This is a genomic window from Pseudoalteromonas sp. APC 3224 (assembly GCF_030407535.1).
GTDB lineage: Bacteria > Pseudomonadota > Gammaproteobacteria > Enterobacterales > Alteromonadaceae > Pseudoalteromonas.
Genome location: NZ_JASDDF010000042.1, coordinates 18,963 through 40,207, shown reverse-complemented (window position 1 = coordinate 40,207; position 21,245 = coordinate 18,963). Strand labels below are relative to the sequence as shown.

At 39.4% G+C, this 21,245-nt stretch carries 18 protein-coding genes; 9 read left to right on the top strand and 9 right to left on the bottom strand.

The features are described 5' to 3' along the window. Positions 1-178 precede the first annotated feature (178 nt). Genes recG through asnC form a run of 3 tightly spaced genes read right to left on the bottom strand, consistent with a single transcriptional unit; the run spans position 179 to position 3,504 of the window. Positions 179-2,260: an ATP-dependent DNA helicase RecG gene (recG, locus tag QL989_RS17105; RefSeq protein WP_290171352.1), complete on the bottom strand. Its 2,082-nt coding sequence runs from the start codon at positions 2,258-2,260 to the stop codon at positions 179-181. Between the two features lie 57 nt (positions 2,261-2,317). Further along, on the bottom strand, positions 2,318-3,004 hold the full coding sequence (gene trmH / locus QL989_RS17100) for a tRNA (guanosine(18)-2'-O)-methyltransferase TrmH (RefSeq protein ID WP_198522093.1): 687 nt from the start codon (positions 3,002-3,004) through the stop codon (positions 2,318-2,320). 41 nt (positions 3,005-3,045) lie between these two features. Continuing rightward, entirely contained in the window at positions 3,046-3,504 is a 459-nt protein-coding gene (asnC, locus tag QL989_RS17095) for a transcriptional regulator AsnC (protein WP_138606304.1), read from the bottom strand. A 185-nt stretch (positions 3,505-3,689) separates the two neighbouring features. Between asnC and asnA the strand changes: the two genes are divergently transcribed. Continuing rightward, positions 3,690-4,685: an aspartate--ammonia ligase gene (gene asnA / locus QL989_RS17090; protein WP_198522094.1), complete on the top strand. Its 996-nt coding sequence runs from the start codon at positions 3,690-3,692 to the stop codon at positions 4,683-4,685. A gap of 34 nt (positions 4,686-4,719) precedes the next feature. Here the strand turns inward: asnA and QL989_RS17085 are convergent, their stop codons facing one another. From QL989_RS17085 to gmk, 5 genes are all read right to left on the bottom strand, one after another. After that, the gene (locus QL989_RS17085; protein ID WP_138623310.1) at positions 4,720-6,324 is read right to left on the bottom strand and encodes a FapA family protein; all 1,605 of its coding nucleotides are present in this window, start codon (positions 6,322-6,324) and stop codon (positions 4,720-4,722) included. Positions 6,325-6,471: 147 nt separating this feature from the next. Continuing rightward, a complete protein-coding gene (locus QL989_RS17080) occupies positions 6,472-6,864 on the bottom strand; it encodes a RidA family protein (RefSeq protein WP_290171351.1) in 393 nt (130 codons plus the stop codon). Positions 6,865-6,876: 12 nt separating this feature from the next. Next, positions 6,877-8,982 carry a bifunctional GTP diphosphokinase/guanosine-3',5'-bis pyrophosphate 3'-pyrophosphohydrolase gene (gene spoT, locus QL989_RS17075; RefSeq protein ID WP_109875868.1) on the bottom strand — a complete coding sequence of 702 codons (2,106 nt, stop codon included), beginning with the start codon at positions 8,980-8,982 and terminating at the stop codon, positions 6,877-6,879. 127 nt (positions 8,983-9,109) lie between these two features. Next, positions 9,110-9,385, bottom strand: coding sequence for a DNA-directed RNA polymerase subunit omega (gene rpoZ, locus QL989_RS17070; RefSeq protein WP_008108220.1), 276 nt, complete (start codon positions 9,383-9,385; stop codon positions 9,110-9,112). A gap of 125 nt (positions 9,386-9,510) precedes the next feature. Next, positions 9,511-10,131: a guanylate kinase gene (gene gmk / locus QL989_RS17065; protein ID WP_138606310.1), complete on the bottom strand. Its 621-nt coding sequence runs from the start codon at positions 10,129-10,131 to the stop codon at positions 9,511-9,513. 299 nt (positions 10,132-10,430) lie between these two features. On the opposite strand from gmk, the gene QL989_RS17060 reads away from it, so the two are divergent. The 3 genes from QL989_RS17060 (at position 10,431) to QL989_RS17050 (ending at position 14,158) form a co-directional block, all read left to right on the top strand. Further along, a complete protein-coding gene (locus QL989_RS17060; protein WP_138606312.1) occupies positions 10,431-12,626 on the top strand; it encodes an LruC domain-containing protein in 2,196 nt (731 codons plus the stop codon). Then, positions 12,626-13,084: a hypothetical protein gene (locus tag QL989_RS17055; protein WP_055013274.1), complete on the top strand. Its 459-nt coding sequence runs from the start codon at positions 12,626-12,628 to the stop codon at positions 13,082-13,084. The genes QL989_RS17060 and QL989_RS17055 overlap by 1 nt, the downstream gene beginning before the upstream one ends. Before the next feature lie 114 nt (positions 13,085-13,198). Then, on the top strand, positions 13,199-14,158 hold the full coding sequence (locus tag QL989_RS17050) for an endonuclease/exonuclease/phosphatase family protein (protein ID WP_290171350.1): 960 nt from the start codon (positions 13,199-13,201) through the stop codon (positions 14,156-14,158). Between the two features lie 71 nt (positions 14,159-14,229). On the opposite strand, the gene QL989_RS17045 is transcribed toward QL989_RS17050, so the two are convergent. After that, on the bottom strand, positions 14,230-15,153 hold the full coding sequence (locus QL989_RS17045; RefSeq protein ID WP_138606314.1) for a glycosyltransferase family 2 protein: 924 nt from the start codon (positions 15,151-15,153) through the stop codon (positions 14,230-14,232). Between the two features lie 212 nt (positions 15,154-15,365). Between QL989_RS17045 and QL989_RS17040 the strand changes: the two genes are divergently transcribed. Genes QL989_RS17040 through QL989_RS17020 form a run of 5 tightly spaced genes read left to right on the top strand, consistent with a single transcriptional unit; the run spans position 15,366 to position 21,134 of the window. Further along, complete coding sequence (locus tag QL989_RS17040; protein ID WP_138606316.1) at positions 15,366-16,517, top strand: glycosyltransferase; 1,152 nt, start codon at positions 15,366-15,368, stop codon at positions 16,515-16,517. A 9-nt stretch (positions 16,518-16,526) separates the two neighbouring features. After that, positions 16,527-17,939 carry an oligosaccharide flippase family protein gene (locus QL989_RS17035; protein WP_290171349.1) on the top strand — a complete coding sequence of 471 codons (1,413 nt, stop codon included), beginning with the start codon at positions 16,527-16,529 and terminating at the stop codon, positions 17,937-17,939. Beyond that, on the top strand, positions 17,932-19,323 hold the full coding sequence (locus QL989_RS17030) for an O-antigen ligase family protein (RefSeq protein WP_138606320.1): 1,392 nt from the start codon (positions 17,932-17,934) through the stop codon (positions 19,321-19,323). The genes QL989_RS17035 and QL989_RS17030 overlap by 8 nt, the downstream gene beginning before the upstream one ends. Then, positions 19,289-19,993 carry an acyltransferase gene (locus QL989_RS17025; RefSeq protein ID WP_290171348.1) on the top strand — a complete coding sequence of 235 codons (705 nt, stop codon included), beginning with the start codon at positions 19,289-19,291 and terminating at the stop codon, positions 19,991-19,993. The genes QL989_RS17030 and QL989_RS17025 overlap by 35 nt, the downstream gene beginning before the upstream one ends. Before the next feature lie 4 nt (positions 19,994-19,997). Next, the gene (locus QL989_RS17020) at positions 19,998-21,134 is read left to right on the top strand and encodes a glycosyltransferase (RefSeq protein WP_290171347.1); all 1,137 of its coding nucleotides are present in this window, start codon (positions 19,998-20,000) and stop codon (positions 21,132-21,134) included. Positions 21,135-21,245 lie beyond the last annotated feature (111 nt).

Below are 21,245 nucleotides of genomic sequence, written 5' to 3'. Positions count from 1 at the left end.
GTTATGTGAAAGTAGGTCATTACCAGGCTCCAAATACAAGAAAGCCCGATTCGAAAGAGTCGGGCTTTTTTACGTCTGCAGGAAAGTGAAAAAACAGGCGCAAGGTGTAGGGAAATAGTTGTGGTATAGGGAATAACTAGTTGGGAAAATTAATATGTGGCTTTATGCGAATAAGTAACTAAGCTTGTGCGTAACTTGACTTGTTGCCTAACCAGCGTTGAATGAGAGGGTCTACATACTGAGGATATTGCTTCAACATCTGTTGTGCTATGGGTCTAACTTGATTTAAGGTCTGCTTATCTCTTGTTAAGTCTGCAATTTTAAATTCTGCTAAGCCGGTTTGTTTTGTTCCAAGGACTTCACCTGGGCCGCGTATTTCTAAATCACGTTCTGCGATAACAAATCCGTCGTTACTATCGCGCAGTACTCCTAACCGTTTCTGTGCGGTATGTGAAAGTGGTGCATGGTATAAAAGCACGCAGTGAGATGCCGTAGCTCCACGGCCTACGCGGCCACGTAGTTGGTGAAGCTGTGCTAAACCTAGGCGCTCAGGGTTTTCGATAATAATCAAACTCGCATTAGGCACATCAACCCCAACTTCGATCACGGTTGTTGCCACAAGTACATGAATTTTACCCGCTTTAAAGTCGCTCATAATGGCTTGCTTTTCCGTAGCTTTCATTCGCCCATGGACTAAGCCAATAGCAAGCTCAGGTAATGCTTCTTTTAGCTGTAATGCACTGTCTTCCGCTGCTTGGCATTGTAGTACTTCAGACTCGTCTATTAGTGTACATACCCAGTAAACCTGTCGACCTTGTTCGTTACAGGCAAGTTTTACGCGACTAATAATGTCATCTCGACGAGTATCAGGAATCGCAACTGTAGTGATAGGAGTCCGTCCAGGTGGTAATTCGTCAATCACCGAGGTTTCTAAGTCTGCATAGGCGGTCATTGCGAGCGTACGCGGTATTGGTGTTGCTGTCATTACTAGTTGATGTGGGTAACAATCAGCAAAGCGGCCTTTTTCACGCAGTGATAAACGTTGATGAACTCCAAAGCGGTGTTGTTCATCAATAATGATAAGTACAAGATTGTTAAATTTTACTTCATCTTGAAATAACGCATGGGTACCGATAATCATTTGCGCTTCACCTGAGGCGATCATTGCAAGTGTACTTACGCGCTCTTTACCTTTTGTTTTACCACCTAACCAAGCAACCGTTATTCCAAGGCTTTCAAACCAGCTAGAAAAGTTGATTCCGTGTTGCTCTGACAATATCTCTGTTGGCGCCATTAATGCGACCTGGTAGCCTTTTGCTATCGCAGTTAACGCGCTCAGTGCTGCGACTAGTGTTTTACCAGAGCCAACGTCCCCTTGGACAAGTCGCATCATAGGGTAAGCGTGTTGCATATCTGCTTTAATTTCTGATACCACACGGCTTTGTGCATTGGTTGGCGCAAAGAGTAATTGTGCTAAAAATTGTGTTTCTAATGAATTAGTGGGCTCAAGTGCAACGGCTTTAACTTGTTGTCCCTGTTCTCTTACTTTTAATAAACTGAGATTTTGCGCCAGTAATTCTTCAAATACGAGCCGCTGCTGAGCTGGGTGAGTCCCTTGTTCAAGCGCACTTATATCAACATCATTAGGAGGGCGATGCAGTAATAATAACGCATCACTTAACGGTAGTTGCGATGGTTGCCATTGTTGGGGAAGTAGCTCTTCTACTGCATACTTTTGAAGTAATTCTATTGCCTGTTCACTCAACGCCCTAATAGAGAGCTGCTTTAACCCCTCGGTTGTTGAATAGACTGGCGTAAGTGTTGATGATGTTGGTTGTTGTTCAAAAGTGTCGCTAATACTGTATTCAGGATGACTCATTTCAAAGCCAATACGTCCGCGACGTATTTCGCCAAAGCAACGAATTATTTTGCCTGTGCTAAATGCATTTTTTTGTGCTGCGGTAAAATTAAAAAATCGTAGTGTTAACCTACCTGTACCATCATTTATTTGGCAAACCAGCATGCGCCGCTTTCCAAAGGTTATTTGACTGGTTTCAATGGTTGCTTGAACAGTTACGTGGCTATGAGGGGTCAACTCACTAATTGTATAAATACGGGTTCTGTCTTCATACCTAAGCGGCAAATGAAATAGCATGTCCTGTACTGTACTAATACCTAGCTTTAAAAGCCGTTCAGCCATTTTAGGACCAACGCCTTTAAGTTCTGTGATTGGGTATTGGCTTAAGCTAGGTTTAGACAATGTAGGCTCAATTATTATTATTTAGTAAGTTAAGTGTACTGATACACTGTATATGCATCAAGTATGTTTTAACGCCTGCCAAAACTGTTCATCAGCAACAATTTCGCCGTTTTCATCAAGAGCAGGGTAAGGTAGGTTTTTTTGTTTGCATTGCCTTGCAATAATTGGGTGGCAGCCTTCAAAGTACATTGGGTGCTTAATTTCTTCACTCAGCATATTTCTATTGTATAAACCAGCTAGATCACGTTGACGCTGCGCCTCAAATAAAATTAGGGCTGCTGCAACGGATACATTTAACGACTGCACCATGCCTTGCATTGGAATAATGATGTTTTGATCTGCATACTTTAAGGCTTGTGGAGAGATCCCCGTTTTTTCTTGACCGACAATAATTGCAGTAGGTTTGGTGTAATCAATTTCTCTGAAGTCGACAGCATCTTCACTTAAATGCGTCGCTAAAATTTGTACATCAGGATTATGAGTACGCATACTCGCAACGGCATCATCTATGTTTCTGTGAAGATGTGTGTCTAACCAGTTTTTACTGCCACCTGAGGTATTATTGGTTAGCCACTTTTGTTTTTCTGGCCACACGGCATGCACATGATGACAACCAACGGCATCAGCCGTTCTAACAATTGCTGATAAGTTATGGTGTTTGTGTACGTCTTCTAAGCATACGGTAAGGTCGGTTTGACGACGTGAAAGTACACTTTCAATTCTTTGGTAACGAGTTTGCTGCATGGGAGTCCTCTTTTTCGGCAAATTATACGAGATTTTTCACCTTAAGGCACCACTGTTCGACTAATCGGGTTTTGTAATGAGATCAGGGTTTCGGTTGATTGAATGGCTTCTATTGCCTGTATTTTATTGATTAATACATCTTGTAGATGATCGATAGAGCGGGTCATTACTTTAATAAAAATACTGTAATTACCAGTGGTGTAATATGCTTCGACCACTTCCTCTAATGATTCTAATTTTATAAGTGTTTGCGGATAATCGCGCGCGTTGTTCAAATTAATACCAATAAAACAACACACATCGTAACCTAATTGCTTTGTATTAATGGTTAGTTGAGTACCTGTGATGATCTCTGCATGTTTCATTTTTTCGATTCGCACATGAATTGTTCCTGCGCTTACACTAAAGCGTTTTGCTAATTCAGCATAAGGTGTACGCGCATTATCCATTAATGCATGCAGAATCTGTTTATCAAGATTATCGATTTGATAATTTTCCATAGATTTAACCGTCTTTAATTATGGTATTAGTTATTTTTATACCACTTTTTTAATGGTTTTAATATCGTAAAGCTATTTTTATTATGGGATATTGAATTAAATAGTTTAATTGTTACGATAACCTCATTGAAGCGTGATTGTGCGCTAAGTAGTAAATACAATAACTGGGAATGAGGCCAATTATTATGAGTTCACATTATGTGCAGCAGCAGCAGCAAATAAGTAAAGTTAAGCAGTTCTTTTCGCAGCAATTAGAACAAAAACTGGGCTTAATTGAAGTTCAAGCGCCTATTTTAGCTAAAGTAGGCGACGGTACACAGGATAACTTAAGTGGGCACGAGAACGCCGTGGCTGTGAATATTAAAGCGATTGCAGATAGCCGTTACGAAGTGGTGCATTCTCTTGCTAAGTGGAAGCGTAAAACCTTGGGTGAATATGGCTTTTCACAAGGTGAGGGAATTTATACGCAAATGAAAGCGTTGCGACCTGATGAAGATTCATTAAGCCCAATCCATTCTGTTTATGTTGATCAATGGGATTGGGAGCAAGTTATTTGTGAAAGTACGCAACGTTCGCTATCTACTCTCAAGCAAACGGTTGAAACAATTTACCAAGGTATTAAAGCCACTGAACAATATGTTAGTGCAAGCTTTGGCTTAAGAGCATTTTTGCCAGCTAAAATTACTTTTGTACACAGTGAAGAACTGCGTAAAATGTACCCTGACTTTAGCGCTAAGCAGCGTGAGAAAGCGATTGCTCAAGAATATGGTGCTGTGTTTTTAATTGGTATTGGCGGAGCATTAAGTGATGGTAAAATTCATGATGTGAGAGCGCCAGATTACGACGATTGGTCAACACCAACATGTGATCAGTATATGGGATTAAATGGCGATATTTTAGTATGGAATCCAATTCTTGAAGATGCTTTCGAAATATCATCTATGGGAATTCGAGTGAGCCCTGAAGTTTTGCAAGCTCAATTGGGAATTACCGGTGACAAAGACCGTTTAGAGTTTGATTGGCATAAAGCATTGTTAGAAAGTAAATTTCCTCAAACAATTGGTGGTGGTATTGGTCAGTCTCGCTTGGCTATGCTGTTATTACAAAAACAACACATAGGGCAAGTGCAGGTAGGTGTGTGGCCAGCGCAAACCTATGACAGTGTAGACGGCTTACTATAAAGAATAAGGGGCTGTTACTAACAGCCCCTTATAATTAAGTTTTAAACTCAATTTCTATTTTATTGTTTTCTAACTTAACATTACTTGGCGGAAAGTTACGGGTTGTTTTAAGTAACTTGTTGAATATATGGATTTCCACTCCAGAATGTAAAACGGTATTTACGGTTAAAATGGCTTCATCGAGCATGGTATTTAGTTTTTGCTCTAAACTCGCTATCTGCTTTTCTAGTTGTTCAGCTTGTTGACTATGATGTATCTGAGTTGATCCAATCTTATTCATGAGCTCGCTTTTTTTATCAGCATCTTTAATTAAATCTGCTTTTTCTAATGCAGCTTGTAAGCTATCAACCTGTTCATTTGCAGCTGTTAATTCACTAAAATATTTATCAATATCTTTGGTCATTTGAGTAGCTGAAGCGGCTAAATTAATTGCCATTTTAGCCCCTGATTCGTTACCAATTTCTCCGGCAATTAGTTTAGTGGCATCTAAAATTTCACCTCCAAATAACTTTCCTTTAGGTAGTTCTGATTGACCAATTTGAATTATATTTTTTGCTTTCATTGAGCTGTGGCTGGCTTGGCGGTCAAGCAATATGCTGTTAGCTTCAATGTAGCAATATTGAGAGTGTGAGGCATGCACATCACCTGCGCAAATTATTCTGCAAGACAGTGATTTATCTTCAGGCTTTTGATGGCCAATCACCCCTTGTTTTACAAGTATATCGCCACCGGCGGTTAATTCTCCAGATTCGACTGTACCAAAAACGGTAATGTCACCTGTTGCATTTATCCTCATCCCTGGCTCTACATTTTTACTAACTATTACACTACCTTCAAAGTCGATATGGCCTGTTTTTACAGACACATCGTTAACAGTGAAAATATCGTCAACACGCATTCCGTTATTTATTTCAACAGGCACGCCGGCAATAGTTGAAAGTAATTCCATCGGGTTATTTTTTGATATTTCAGTACCCTCACCTGCAATTAGGGCATGAACTTGCCCTGGTTTGGCTGGTAAAACATCACCTATCACGGTAAACCCTTCTTGACCAGGAGTCGCAGGTTGCTGCTGGATTAGTAATTCACCCGGTTTAACACTTGCTAATTTACCAAAATCACGCATATCAACACTACCATCTTCTTTTAATTTGGGTGCTTTAAGGCGGTCTTTTAAGGTTTTAACCATGGCTTTAAATTTACTATCTTGGCCGTCAGTAGGTAAACGTCCTTTAGCAAGTGGCCCGCTAACTACAGAGCCAGGTGGAAGCTCAAATTGCTTTTGTAAAAGCTGCTCTAAAAATGCTTGTTTATAACCTCTAGCAACATGCGCTTTCACTAATTCTTTTTTAGCTTCATCAAAACTGAGTGTTGCGCCACCTTTGGCGAGAGTGAGCGTGCCAGTGGCTAGCATTTTATCATCGCTGATTTCAACGATTAAGGTTGCATCGTGGCGTGTTGCAACGACTAAGATTCGTTCAGGTGTTGCACTACTGAAATAGTTATTTATGGCGTCATGATCGATTTCACACTCGCTGTAAGGCGATTGTTCAATTGCTTCAATGATAAAAGCAGCACTGGTGGGTGCAGATTTACTCGTATCGAGCAATACATTGCCATTATGAGCAAGCTTAAACACAAGTTATCCTTTTCTACTACAAAAGTAAGGTTTAATAAAATAACGTGATTACAGAGTGCTAGAATTTTAGTTTTGAGTCAAGAATTCATCAAAGTGTAGCTATAGAATGGGGTAAAAGCTATGAGCGGCGCTCATAGCTTATAGAGGTTAGTTTGTTGAAGGAAGTTCCATAATGCCGTCAATTTCTACTTGTACACCTTTAGGGAGTGCACGAACGCCAATAGCTGCACGCGCAGGGTAAGGCTGTTTAAAATATTGGCTCATAACTTCGTTCACAGTGGCAAAGTTTGAAAGATCAGTAAGGTAAATATTAACTTTTACTAGGTCTTGAATAGAACCGCCAGCTTCCTCACAAACCGCACTGATATTTTTAAATACTTGATGTGTTTGCTCACTAAAGTCTTCAGAAATAACGTCCATTGTTTCTGGGACAAGTGGTATTTGCCCTGATAAATAAACAGCTGTACCCACTTTTACTGCTTGGCTATATGTACCAATTGCTGCAGGTGCTTTATCCGTTGATATAAATGCTTTATTCATGATGTTCCTATTTTATTTTTTACGATAGACTTTTTGTACATCGGGCATAACACGTATGCGGCGCATAATATTGGCGACATGAATACGGTTTTTAACTGTGATCCCTAAGTCTATCACGTATAAATTACTTTCTTTTTCATCGGTAGCTATTTCTACAATATTGGCCTGCGTAGTGGCGACCACATTGGTTAATTTAGCCAGCGCACCTTGGTGGTTAATGATTTCTACTCTTAAAGTCGCTATATATTCTTTTTCAGGATTATCATCCCATTTTACGACTAGGTATTTCGAACGATCATTTTCCCAACCACGAATATTTTTACACTCTTGGCGATGAACGGTTAAACCTTTACCTTGGCTAACATGGGCAGTAATAGCGTCTCCAGGTACAGGACGACAACATTTAGAATAATTAACCAACATACCTTCGGTACCAATAATAGTTGCCTTGGCACGCTTTGCGATGTCGTTTAAATCATCATTGTCGTTTTGTAACAAGCGTTTAGCAATCAGCATACTCATTAAGTTACCTGAGCCAATCTCTACTAGCAGTTCTAAGGTAGAGGAAAGCTCATGCTCTTCAAGCACTCGGGTAATATTTTCAGCTGGCAGGTTATCAAATTTGTTTTCCCCTAGCGCTGAGTCAAGTAAGCGACGACCAAGTAATAACGCTTCTTCATGCTGTTGACTTTTAAGGTAGTTGCGTACGCCTAAGCGTGCTTTGCCAGTAACAATAAAGTTAAGCCATGTTGCGTTAGGGTGAGCGCCTGAACTGGTAATAATTTCTATTGTTTGCCCTGTATCAATGGCTTTACTTAAAGGATAAGGCTTGCGGTTCACACGTGCACCGACACAAGTATTACCTACATCAGTATGAACTGCATAAGCAAAATCAACCGCTGTTGCACCCATAGGAAGTTCAATAATCCGACCATCTGGGGTAAAGACATAAATTTCTTCTGGGAATAGCTCTGTTTTTACATTCTCTACAAATTCAAACGAGGAACCTGCGCTTTGTTGTAATTCCAATAAGCTTTGCATCCATTGGCGTGCGCGCTGTTGTGCAGTATGACCCGCATTGTCACCCGACTTTTTATACATCCAGTGAGCTGCGACCCCTTTATCAGCCATGTGATCCATATCTAAAGTACGGATTTGAATTTCTACAGGAATACCATGCGGGCCAACTAAAGAAGTATGTAATGATTGGTAACCATTAGTTTTTGGTACAGCAATATAGTCTTTAAAGCGGGTTTCAATTGGCTTATATAAGTTATGAGCTACACCAAGTACGCGATAACAGGTATCCATAGAGTCTACTGCAATACGAAATGCGTAAATATCCATGACTTCGTTAAACAGCAGCTCTTTGTTGAGCATTTTTTTATAAATACTGTATAGATGCTTTTCACGGCCTGATACGGTCGCTTTTATGCCAGATTCTTCAAGGCGAGCTTCAATTTCAGTTTGAATATTTGAAATAACTTCTTTGCGATTACCACGCGCTTTAGCCACTTCCGATTTAAGTGCACGATGACGCATAGGGTACAGTGCTTGAAAACCTAAATCTTCTAGCTCATTTTTTATATCATGAATACCTAAGCGATTAGCAATTGGTGCATAAATCTCAAGGGTTTCACGAGCAATACGGCGGCGTTTATCAGGACGAAGTGCGCCTAATGTGCGCATGTTGTGTGTTCTATCAGCTAGCTTGATTAAAATAACCCGAATATCTTGGGTCATTGCCATAATCATTTTTCGATAGTTTTCAGCTTGGAACTCTTTTTTATCTTTGAAGCTCAATTTATCAAGCTTGCTCACACCCTCTACGAGTTCTGCCACCGTTTCACCAAATATTTCAGCTAAATCTTGTTGGCTAAAATCGGTATCTTCAATCACATCATGCATGAGTGCTGCCATGAGCGTTTCATGGTCAAGATGCATGCTTGCTAATATTTGAGTGACTTCAACGGGGTGAGTAATGTAAGGCTCGCCACTTGAACGAGTTTGACCCTCATGAGCCTCTCGGGCTACCACGTAGGCTTTTTGAACTAGCTCAACATCGTCTGCTGGCAAGTATTTTGAGATTTTCTTTTTAAGACCTTCAAAAAGATACATTCACACTCCAATGTTCTCGTGAAGCAAATAAGTTAGGATAAGTTACGAATATACGATGAAAACAAAGGATTGCCAACGGCTATAGTTGAAAAACTATGCCGTTAGCTAAATCAGACCGGGCGGTTGATTATTGGTTGCCACCAACAATGGCAGCAACAGCAGCTAGTTCTGCCGCTTCTTGATGTTGTTGTTCTTCACGGTCAATAACATCCATTGAAGAATTATCAACTAAACCAAGTTCGATTTCACGTAAGGCAACAACTGTCGGCTTATCGTTCTCAGGATCTACTAGTGGATCTTTACCACCAACAGCAATTTGGCGGGCACGACGGGCCGCAACTAAAATTAAGTCAAAACGATTACCAATTGCATCTACTGCATCTTCAACTGTTACGCGAGCCATCTTAGCACTCCAAAATAATTTAAAAGCAAAGGCGTAGTTTACTGCACGCAGCAAGTTTCGCCAATAGCCAGTGGTTAATTTTTATCTATTTTAAGGCATGAACCGAAAATTAATCGTAATTTAGATTACTTGAGCAGCTCATTAATTAAAGTTTGATGACGTGTTGTTTGTGCTTTTAGCCTTAATCGCTGTGCAATTACTATGGTTTCTAAATCGCGTAAAGCAGTATCAAAATCATCATTCACTACAACATAGTCGTATTCGTTGTAATGAGAGGTTTCTGATTGAGCTTGCGCCATTCGACCTGCAATAATTTCAGCAGAGTCTTGGCCGCGATTATTTAAACGTTGTTCTAGCTCTTGTTTTGATGGCGGAAGAATAAAGATAGTTTTTACGTCGTCCATTATTTCTCGAACTTGGCGAGCGCCTTGCCAGTCAATATCTAAAAATACATCAATGCCTGCGGCGAGTTGCTCTTCAATCGCTTGCTTAGAAGTACCATAATAGTTATCAAATACTTGTGCCCATTCAAAAAAATCATCTTTGGCAATCAGCGCTTTAAACTCATCAACTGATACAAAGTGGTAATGTTCTGCATTATTTTCACCAGGGCGCGGTGCGCGAGTGGTGTGCGATACCGATACTTTCATATCAGCATGCTTTTTAAGTAGTGCATTTATTAAGCTAGATTTACCTGCCCCAGAAGGTGCCGATAAAATGAATAAGTTTCCGCGAGAGTGTGCCATGATTTTTTACCTAAAATGAACAAGCACAGCCATTAAAAAGGCCAGCCTTAATTCCTCTATTGTACTTTATTTAATGAAGCTTACTCAACTGCTGCATGTTTAAAGCAAATAGCCAGTGTCTACGAGCACAGGTACAGAAAGCTGGTGAAGATACTTTTGGCTCTCGCATAATGCAAATACATGTGTTGCAACTTGCATATCTAAGTGATGTAATTTTTTATTATTATTTAAATTCAATAGGTTAAAGTTTGGAATAAAGTCTGCATTAGTTCAACTATGTAACTATAGAGGGCTTATGTATGAAATTAACCCATCTCGGAAAAGTTTGCTGTGTATTGTGGCCTTGCACCGTTCTTAGTCAGCCATTTGAGAATTGTCCAAGCCAGGCTTTTTTAATGCAAGATGCTAAAGCACAGTTATACGGTATAGATTTAGTATCGGCTAAGCCTACGGTGTTAGCCGCGACTTTAACGTTTGCTACTGAGGCAAACAATGAAAGCGTAAATGCCATTGGCTTTAATTATAAAGATCAGTATTTGTATGGCTTTAGTCGCCAAGCACCAAAAAGTGTGGTGCAAATAGACAGTAACTACCAAATGGCTCGCTTAAATATCACAGGGCTGCCAGATACTAATTTTTATGTAGGTGACATTCAGGTAACAGGCGATGCAGCAAATCAGCGCGCTTCATATTATGTTTATACTCCTCGGTATGGGCTTTACGAAATTGATTTAAACTTAGATTTAACCGCTGAGATTACTGCGCAGCTTTTACCTAATAGTGCTAACTGGAATTTAGGGATTTATGATTTTGCCTTTCATCCACAAAGTAATTTACTTTATGCAGTTGAATCAAATGGTGATTTGCATGAAATTAACGTTGCTAATAATACTTCTAAATTTATAACTCAGCTCGATATTGGTGATGATACGGGCGCATTTGGTGCCGCTTACTTTGACATTGACGGTCAGTTTTACTTTAGTAATAACAAAAGCGGAAAAATACATAAAGTTGATTTAAGTATTAGCCCCGTAGTTGACTACACACCAACAGCAAACGTATTTACCTCAGGACCTAAATCTAGTCAAAATGATGGTGCGCGATGCGCTATTGCAGAAGTTGCAGTTACCGATAGTTCTATCGATTTTGGTGATGCTCCTCGTCCATATAACACGAGTCTTGAGCAAAGTGGTGCTCGACACTTATTTGATCCTAATAGTACTGGTAGTAATCTTATTTACTTGGGTGAAACGGTCGATGGTGAAAACATCAATACGAATGATGATTTAATCAAGAATCCCATTGATGACTCCGATGACGGGGTTAGTTTTGTAACCGCGATTGCTGCAGGGCAAGATAGCCAAATTATTGTTAACGCGTCAGCTGATAGCTTTTTATATGCTTGGTTTGACTGGGATCAAAATGGTGGCTTTAGTGAATCTGAGCGCATGGTAACTAAGTATCCGCTTAACAAAGGTGATAATAGTATTTTAGTTAGCGTACCGAGCAATGTTAAAGCAGGGCAAACATGGGCTCGCTTTCGAGTTACTGATGGCTCCGAGGCATCATTAATTACTGCCACGGGTGGGGTGCTAGGTGGCGAAGTGGAAGATTATCCAATAACCACATTTGCTAGCGCTGTTTATCCTGGTGAAAACGATTGGGTTACGCTTGCCTATGAAGATAAATGGCCGTTCTCAGGCGATTACGACTTTAATGATGTCGTTGTAAATTATCGTACTACGCAGCTGATTGAAGGAAGCAATGTGGTTGGCTATAAAATTGATGGTCAACTTGTTGGAGTGGGCGCAACTTATCACAATGGTTTTGCTGTAAGGCTTACAGAAACTACTAATAGCACAACCAATGCTATTTTAAGCAGTGAAATTGATGAGCAAAATATCATTTACACTATCAATGGAGAGCCGCAACTAGACTCGCCATTAGAAGCAAACCGTGAGCAGGCAATTTTGATTTTCATGCAGGACACTTGGCAACATATTACGAAGCAAGCCGGCTGTGATTACTTTAGAACCGAAAGCAATTGTGACGTAAACAGTAAAGTAACGTTTAGTATGACTATTCCATTAAAAGCAGCTAAAGCGCTAGCGAATGCACCTGGTACACTTCTCGATCCGTTCATTTTTGGTAGCGAAGGATTTTATCATGGTGACTTTTTAGTTGGTAAGAATGCAAGAAGCTGGGAGGTTCATCTAAAAAACCAAGCGCCAACAGAGGCTTTCGATAGTAGTTTATTCGCTGTTAATGGTGCAGATGATGCCACTCAGCAAGCCTCTGAGTTATTTTTTCAAACTGAAAATGGCCTTCCCTGGGCGATTGAAGTCGGTATGCAGTGGCTACATCCACTTGAAGGGGTAGACATCACCAACGCTTATGATCGTTTTGCTAATTTTGCACAGTCGTCAGGTCAGCAAGCGCCGCAGTGGTTTAACAGTTACAACGCACCGAGTGTGGTTGTTAAAGGAGAACAGTAATGAATAAATTAACCGTTATCTTATGCTCATTATCACTGTTAACAGCCTGCGGGGGCGGAGGCGATGAAAGTGCAGCACCTGCCCCGACTAATGTAGCTCCACCAGTTGCTGATCCAGTAACAGCTGAGCCCCAAGGAATGGCAAACTTAGTTATCAATAATGACTTTAACTTATCAACAAAATTTAATTTAGCTATTGATGTAGCGCTTTCTAGAGGTGATGAAAGAGCGTATCTGAATATTTGTCAGAAAAAATCGAATGCAGAGCGAGCAGATTACAATAATTGCTTATTTAGAGCCCCTTTAACGCAAGGTGCACTCACAACTACCCTTGCGATGAGCAGACAAGATATTGAGCTAGTAGCGGAAATTTGGTTTTACGATACCAGCACCCAACCACTTGCTTTTACTTGGCAGTTTGATGCTCAAACACAAAACCAAATGTTTGAGATTAGATAACATCAGGTTATGTCGAGTTCTGGTTAAGTTTTATCGGCTTAATTGATAAAACTCAAAGTTAAGATAAAGAATATACTCAGGTATATTCTTTTTTTATTGTTAAAAGGGGCGTTCATGTTCAAGGTTATTTCGAGTAGGCGGTGTAATTCAAAAAGAGGTTATAGCATTGCTGTTATCGCAGTAATTGCCTTGATGCTAATTGTTGCCGCATTTAATCCGTGGCAATTTTATTACGCTGATTTATTAATATCCTTTCGGTTTCCTTTGTTAGCTGCTGCGTTGTTTTTTGCACTGTTACTGCTTGCGCTAAAAAAACTATGGCTAGGGGGAGTGATTGCGATTATTTGTATTATCAATTTAAGTTCACTTTTACCGCTGCATTCATTAGAAGTCATTCCCTCGAAGGCTGCGATAACAGTTAAGCAAATTAATCTAAATTACAATAATCCCTATGTAGACATGCATCTAAAGAACTTACAAAACCAGCAATGGGATGTGCTTGTTTTTCAGGAGTTTAGCGATTTAAACCGGCATTTGCTCAAACCGTTTTTAAATAAAGCTAGTTTGTTTGGTTATCGCGAAGTCGAAGGGATCCCCTACGGCATTGTGGTTATTTCGCGTTTACCGATTATACACAGACAGCAAGTTAAATTAGATGGCGACCGATTAGGTTATATTAAGCTTAAGCTGTTATTAGATAAACATCCTATTACCGCTTTTATTGCCCATCCACCTTCACCAAGAACTGCTACTCATTGGCATAATCGTAATCGGTTATTATCAGCAATGAACGAGGCGAGTACAAAAGAGATAGATCCTTGGTTTATTGCGGGAGATTTAAATATTGTTCCCTGGTCGAGCTATTTTAATTGGTTTAATGCGCAAAGTTGTTATGCAGCTGCAAATGCATATACCAGCTTTGCACCTACTGCAATAAAACACACTTTAATGACAGGCTTGCCAATTGACCATTGTATTTTCAATCAAGAGTTTAATTTATCTTCTCTGGAAGTGAGTGAGTTTAAAGGCAGCGATCATAAAATATTAAGTTATACATTAAATTTAAAAAGTTAGGTGAAGTATTTACTTTAGGCCAATACAAAACAAATAGCTTAAACGCTATTTGCTGTGTATTGGCGAAGTATTTATGATGCAGTAGTAAATGTGTTTTTTAAATCATGTAATAAATGGCGTAAATTACGTTTATGCGGGAATAACGTAAACGCGGCAGTTGTAGTCGATAACGCTTTAAATTTTGCGCCTATTTCTCGATAATACTCACCGTAGCATTCTAATATACGTGCCTGTGCTTTTATTTGTGCAATCATTCCAGCATCTCTTTTGCAGCGTGAAACAATTTCTTTCATCGCGTTGAGCCTATTTTTACGATTCGCAGTAATAGAGCCCGCTCTCATTAAGTAATCCATGGCTATGCGCGGTGAAAAAGCTACATCACCAATTCTTGCAAGTTTTAACCAGCAATCCCAATCACTTGCGCTGTTTAATACGTTATCAAATCGGCCGATATAATTAATGGCTGAGCGTTTAACCATAACTGAAGAGGTTCCTATTACATTAGCAAAAATAAGCAAGTCCATTGGCGACTTTAAATTTTGGTAGCCCATATTTTTCTTATCAACAAATTTTGAAAATTCAGGCCAAAAAGAAAAGCAATCCACAATAGGCTCATAGTCTTCATTTACATGCATATAGTTAGTAAAGCTTAAAACACATTCGGAGTTTTCTTTCATATAACCTAATTGCTCATACAGTTTATCATCACTCCAATAGTCGTCGGCATCTAAGAATGCAATGTAGTCCCCTTTAGAAGCTGCAATAGCGCGGTTGCGTACATTAACTACACCGGTATTTTCTTGTTCTAAAATAACCAGCTGTGGAAATGTGTTCTGCGCTTTTCTCAACCATTCAACACTGCCATCGGTTGAGCCATCGTCTACAACGATAATTTCTAGATTGACATTTTTTTGAGCAATAACACTACTCAGTGCCTTTGCTAAATACTGTTTGCAATTGTAGTTTGGGATAATAACGCTTATTTCTATATTCATGAGCTGCACCCTGGCTTCTATTAATTAACTAGATAAGTGCTACGCAAGTTAAGCGCCAAGTATTTTTATAGCTTTGTGGAGTGTTTTTTGTCTAATGCTTTGCATTTTGCAATATATGTTCGCAAATTGACTTTAATCTAACCATTTTTAGTGCTTTTTAACTGGGCATGGTTCTTGCGAAATAACCATTAGAATCTTTTGGAGTATTTAGCATGAAACATATAGGCATTGTTGTACCAAGCTTCCATATCCCGTCAGAAACCTTTGTGGTGACAGAAATAAATGCACTTGTTAAAGCAGGTCATAAAGTAAGTGTTATTACCTTTGAGAATTTAAATACCAGTGCAAATCTCGATAGCAGTGTAAATGTAATTATCATTAAAAAGTCTTTTAGTGCTGCTGCTAAATTTGCAATGTCTAAGCCGCTAGTAGCTCTTAACGCTGCTAAAATTGCTTTTCGCTTTACCTCAATCTCAGCCATGTCGCTTCTAGGGTATGGGTTAAACATTGCAGAAATAATTAAGCGGCACGGTATCTCTCATATACATTGTCACTTTATGCATGCACCGTTGGCATACTCGATTGTTGCTAGCAAAATTGCGGGTATTAGTGTCTCTTCAATCGGTCATGGTCATGATGTATATGTAAACGATACCGATCTCAAACTCAAGCTTTCGTTATGTGATTTCTCGGTTGCTGTGTGTAAAGACATGGCTCAAAAACTAAGTAATTACAAAGTTGGAAAAGTTGAGCTATTGCATTGTGGTGTTGATTTAAGTTTATTTAGCAGCACTCCAAATCGACTTCATGAGTCTGTTAAATTGTTATTCATTGGGCGCTTAGTTGAAAAGAAAGGACTGCAATTTCTATTACCCGCTATAAAAAAATTAAGTAAAAAATACGCCATATGTCTAGACATCGTGGGCGAAGGCCCATTAATGAATGATTTAAAGTTTTTGTGTGAAGAGCTTGGGCTTGATAAAGATGTTCGATTTTTAGGGCGTCGTACGCCTCTTTGGTTATCAAAAAATACCAGTAACTACTCAGCACTGGTTGCGCCATTTTGTGTATCTAGTAATGGTGACAGAGACACTGGGCCAGTAGTTCTTAAAGAAGCTATGGCCAGTGGTATTCCTGTGCTAACGACCAAGCTTATGGGGGCAAAAGAAATTGTAAATGATTCTGTTGGTTTTAAATGTGAGCCTTCAAGCATTATTGGTTTAGAGACTATCTTAACTCAATTCTGTGAGCTTAATCCCTATGAACGATATGCCAAAGGTATCAATGCTAAACGATTGGTAGCAAATAAATTTAATGCCAGCTCACAAGCTAAAAAGTTGTCATCTTGGGTGCAAAACTCATAAGGAATGAAGATGAACGGACTTAAGCAAATAGCCTATTTTGGACTATCAACATTATTGCTCAAAGGGCTTGGCTTTGCTTTACTCCCTATATCGACTCGTCTTTTAAGCCCAGCACAGTTTGGTGAACTTAATTTTTTAGTCTCTATTTCAGCCGTAATGTCTTTGTTGTTGTGCCTAGGCTTACCTGAGCTCCTTTTTAAACAGCAAATGAAAAGCGTTGTTTTTAAGCAAGCTTTATTTAGGGATGCGTTGATTTTATGTAGTGTGTTAAGCACTGCATTTGTAATTGCTGTTGTATTGTTTGCTGACCTTTTGCTGAATTTATTACCTATCTCTGTTAATCAAATAGATTTGCAATTATTAGCTGTTAACTTGGCATTTTCGTCGGTGTTGTCGATTGTATTTTGTTTTTTTAGGTATTACGAAATGGCTAAGCAGTTCTGCTATTTAGCTGTTTTACAAGGGGTCGGACAAACTCTACTGACCATCATCTTGCTATATCTAGGCTATGGTGTAACCGGCGTTATGCTATCTGGTGTGATAGCGAGTTTTATTGTACTGATACTGTCACTGTGGCAAATAGCACGCACGATTAATATTAGTTTTAAATGTATCGCATGGAATATTACGCCTAAAAATACGCTGTTTTTGTTAAGCATTATTGTCTCTTCACTCTTTGTGTACGCTAATAATGGCGCAGAAAACTGGTATATTGTAGCCAGTGTGGGCAAAGAAAAGCTCGCTCAATATTATGTCGCTCTGCAATTTGCAGTCATGACCTCGTTTACATTTGAACCAATCAGAATGTGGTGGTTTTCACGCCGTTTTGACGAGTTAACCTCAAGCCGCAACCACTATGTGTTTTTATGTGAATTAAGCCTTGAGATTGCGATTACCCTTTGCTGCATAATGCTACTTTTAGCGCCGCACTTATTCACCCTCGTTTTACCACAAAATTATTTACTTAATGCCTGGTTATTACCCAGTTTAATACTCATTGTTGTGCTGAGACACCATAGCGATTTACTTAATATTGGTTGTTATGTTCACTATAACGGCTTGTTTGTGACTATTATTAATGCAGTGAGTGCTACGAGCGTATTAATTGCATTAAGTTTTTTAGTGCCAAAATGGGGAATATTAGGTGCTGTTGTATCGCTAGCATTGGCGCAAACTTTAAAAACGCTACTGTTTGTAGTTATTAGTCAAAAGCTAGAGCATTTAGCATTTAAAGTACACAGTCTGCTCCCTAGCTGGCTGTGCTTTATTCTTGTGTTTTCGTTAAGTGTGACTCAAGTGTCTTACTACATTGTAGGACAGGTTGCTGTGTTGATATGTTTGTTTGCGGTGTTATTTAAAAAGTATAAACACCACATCACGGGAATATTGCAACGGCTTTTAGCAAGGAAGGCGCATGGTTAACTGGTATAAAGAGCATTACTTATTAATAAATGGCTTAGTGATAACGGCGCTTATTTTAAGCTTATATTCGTTATTTGGGCCCATAGCTGCTTTTGCTTTATTGTTACTGCCATTTGCTGGCGTATTAGCCGTGCGTATTAGTACTGTGTTTATTATCTTATTTATTTTATTTAGTTATTTTAGGATTCATGAGGCATTTGTATTTTTAATGCCGCTTAAAATCCCTAAACTCTTAGCGCTAGCCTCTTTACTGGCCATTTTCTGGCATTTATTTATTTCCAAAACATTAAAACCGCATTGGAGCTCAGCTCATCTTATTTTTGTCATTTGGTTTGTTTGGCTTACTGTGTGTGTGTTTTCGGCTTCAAACCGTGGCGTTGCTATTGAGTATTGGTCTGGAGTGTTGGTTAAAGTTTTTATTATGGTGTTTGTGATCAGCTGGTGGTTAACGCGATTTTCTCACTTTAGTTACGTAAGACTAGGAATTATGATTTCTGGTGTGGCCATTGCGCTGGTGGCACTGAATAACAAAATTAATGGTGTGGGGCTAGTTGAGGGCACCCGAGTCACTATTTCTCGAGAGTATCGTTCACAACTGGGCGATCCTAATGATTTATCTTTAGTGCTGATGTTTCCTGTGTCTTTTTTAGCTGCTGAATTATTTAATACATACAACAATCCATATCGACGATTATTTGCAGGCGTTGGTTTAATTTTGGCTATTTCAGGAGTGATAGCTACGCAAAGCCGAGGCGGCCTATTAGGTATTGCTGCTATTTTGAGTTTCTTTTTATATCAAAAGGTAAAAAATCCAGTGGTTGTGGCTGCATGTGGGGCAGTTGCCATGCTTGCCATGATGGTCTTTGCGGGGATTTCAGATAGGCAAAGTGGTGGTGCTGCTGAAAGTGGAGTTGATGAGTCTGCTATGGGTCGAATATATGCTTGGCAAGCTGCAATAAACATGGCGCTTGCTAACCCGCTAACAGGAGTTGGGGTAAATAACTTCTTCGTAAACTATTACTTTTATAGCCCACACTGGGATGGCAAGAATCATGCAGTGCATAGTACGTGGTTTCAGGTGCTTGGTGAAACAGGCTTTGTTGGTATATGTATTTTTTTACTGGTTATCGCCAGTATTTATCGCAGCTTGTCTCGAGTATTTTGCATTAATAAGCTTAACTTTAATTCTGAAGTGACAGTGAATGCTAACGCGCTAAAAGCCGGTTTAATTGGTTTTATGGTTGCAGGTACGTTTTTAACTCAAGCTTTTACGTGGCCTTTGTACATCATTTTGTCGCTGACCATTGCCCTAGAAAAGCTGACTATTGATAGTAATAAGGATTCGTCTTATGGTGACCCAACTAAAGTATTGGCTAAAAAATAGTAACAGCCCCTCGGCAAAACGTTTGTTTAAATTTGCAAAGTCGCTGCGTAATCCACAGCTACCCGTTATTCCTCTACTGCACAGTGGGCTTTATCATCTGCACTACTTTGTAAAGCAGTTTGTTCATGAACTGCTGAGAATATTTTATTACACCCCATTATTTAAAAGCCAAATTCAAGGCAGTAAAAAACGTTTATATTTATATTCGGGTATGCCTCAGGTAATTGGTAAATTAAGGGTTGAATGTAAAAACGATGTCAGGATCTCGGGGATCAGCACTTTGTGTGGCCGTGTAAGTAATGAGCGTGAGGCTCTATTAAGTATTGGTAATAATGTTGATATTGGCTGGCAAAATGCATTTTCGGTAGGACGAAAAATTGTACTTGAAGATGATGTAAGACTTGCGGGACGTGTTTTTTTAGCGGGCTTTCCTGGTCACCCAATTGATTGTGAACGTCGTGCGAACGGCCAAAGTGATGACGAGAGTCAAATTGGCGATATTATTATTAAGCGTGGAGCATGGATTGGGACCGGTGTTACGGTACTTGCTGGAGTAACCATAGGTAAAGGAGCCATTATAGGGGCGGGCAGTGTGGTAACTAAAGATATCCCCGATTTTACTATTGCGGCAGGTAATCCGGCTAGAGTAGTTAAAAATATAGTGGAGTGAACGAATGAAATTTATTGTTTTTGCAGAAGATTGGGGGAGCCACCCTAGTAGTACTCAGCATTTATTTTCAGAGCTTGCAAAAAGACAGCAAGTGAATTGGGTTAATTCTGTAGGAATGCGTAAACCAAGCGTAAAGCTGCACGATATAAAACGTATTTTTAATAAATTTAAGCAGCTATTTCAACGCTCTAATAATAGTAAAATAGCCACGCCTAAAAATATGACGGTATATAAACTCCCTATTTTACCATGGCATGATAATCGTTTAGTGCGCTGTTATAACCGTTGGGTTTTTTCTCGTTATATTGGTGCTCATAAAACCAGTGAACCTATTGTATATTGGTTAAGTGTGCCAACGGCATGCTATCTGTTTGATAAAAGATCCACCGACTCGCTAATTTATTATTGTGGTGATGATTTTAGTGCGCTGGCTGGGGTTGATCCTATGCTGATTGCGCCTTTTGAGCAGCAGCTGATTAAAAATGCAGATCTTATTTATGTGATCAGCGAATTATTAAAAACCAAAATGCCTGCTGAAAAAACTAAATTATTAACACATGGCGTGAGCTTTGATTTATTTACGAGTAATGTCGACAAAGCCGCAGAAATCAGCGCTATTAAAACCCCCATTATTGGCTTTTATGGCAGTATCAATGCCTGGCTAGATATTCCTTTATTAATGGCGTTGGCCACTGCTAGGCCGCAATATCAATTGGTATTAGTTGGCGATATTACCACTCCCATTTCAGGGTTGTTGCAGTTTAAAAATGTAACGCATATTAGTGCGGTTGAGCATAAACGGTTGGTATCGTTCTCGGCTCATTGGGATGTATCTATTTTACCATTTGTCGATAATGAGCAAATTAGGGCTTGTGACCCGCTTAAATTAAAAGAATATTTAGCAGTAGGCAAACCGATAGTCGCAACCGATTTTGCGGCAGTGAACTATTATCACTCGCAAATTTTTATCGCTCAGTCGCAGAATAATTTTATTGAAAAAATTGATCAGGCGTTGTCACTCAGTCAAGCAAAGTTAAGTTTATTGCATGCAGTCCAAAAAAACATAGCGAAAGAGCATAGCTGGCCGGTAAAAGCGCTCACTGTGATCAACGATCTACAAATATTAAATACCCCCGATTAAACTATAACTATAATATTGGCGCGCCCTGTGCAACTACTCCATTAAAGAAGGCTATTTACGCTGTAAATTTTTATTTTGCAAATAGCCGCAAAGTTTCGCATAGCAATATGC

What these genes read in the sequence shown, in the direction of transcription:
- trmH (WP_198522093.1), bottom strand. Translation starts at nt 3,004, where the DNA reads ATGCAGCAAACTCGTTACCAAAGAATTGAAAGTGTACTTTCACGTCGT.
- asnC (WP_138606304.1), bottom strand. Translation starts at nt 3,504, where the DNA reads ATGGAAAATTATCAAATCGATAATCTTGATAAACAGATTCTGCATGCA.
- asnA (WP_198522094.1), top strand. Translation starts at nt 3,690, where the DNA reads ATGAGTTCACATTATGTGCAGCAGCAGCAGCAAATAAGTAAAGTTAAG.
- QL989_RS17080 (WP_290171351.1), bottom strand. Translation starts at nt 6,864, where the DNA reads ATGAATAAAGCATTTATATCAACGGATAAAGCACCTGCAGCAATTGGT.
- spoT (WP_109875868.1), bottom strand. Translation starts at nt 8,982, where the DNA reads ATGTATCTTTTTGAAGGTCTTAAAAAGAAAATCTCAAAATACTTGCCA.
- rpoZ (WP_008108220.1), bottom strand. Translation starts at nt 9,385, where the DNA reads ATGGCTCGCGTAACAGTTGAAGATGCAGTAGATGCAATTGGTAATCGT.
- gmk (WP_138606310.1), bottom strand. Translation starts at nt 10,131, where the DNA reads ATGGCACACTCTCGCGGAAACTTATTCATTTTATCGGCACCTTCTGGG.
- QL989_RS17060 (WP_138606312.1), top strand. Translation starts at nt 10,431, where the DNA reads ATGAAATTAACCCATCTCGGAAAAGTTTGCTGTGTATTGTGGCCTTGC.
- QL989_RS17055 (WP_055013274.1), top strand. Translation starts at nt 12,626, where the DNA reads ATGAATAAATTAACCGTTATCTTATGCTCATTATCACTGTTAACAGCC.
- QL989_RS17050 (WP_290171350.1), top strand. Translation starts at nt 13,199, where the DNA reads ATGTTCAAGGTTATTTCGAGTAGGCGGTGTAATTCAAAAAGAGGTTAT.
- QL989_RS17045 (WP_138606314.1), bottom strand. Translation starts at nt 15,153, where the DNA reads ATGAATATAGAAATAAGCGTTATTATCCCAAACTACAATTGCAAACAG.
- QL989_RS17040 (WP_138606316.1), top strand. Translation starts at nt 15,366, where the DNA reads ATGAAACATATAGGCATTGTTGTACCAAGCTTCCATATCCCGTCAGAA.
- QL989_RS17035 (WP_290171349.1), top strand. Translation starts at nt 16,527, where the DNA reads ATGAACGGACTTAAGCAAATAGCCTATTTTGGACTATCAACATTATTG.
- QL989_RS17030 (WP_138606320.1), top strand. Translation starts at nt 17,932, where the DNA reads ATGGTTAACTGGTATAAAGAGCATTACTTATTAATAAATGGCTTAGTG.
- QL989_RS17025 (WP_290171348.1), top strand. Translation starts at nt 19,289, where the DNA reads ATGGTGACCCAACTAAAGTATTGGCTAAAAAATAGTAACAGCCCCTCG.
- QL989_RS17020 (WP_290171347.1), top strand. Translation starts at nt 19,998, where the DNA reads ATGAAATTTATTGTTTTTGCAGAAGATTGGGGGAGCCACCCTAGTAGT.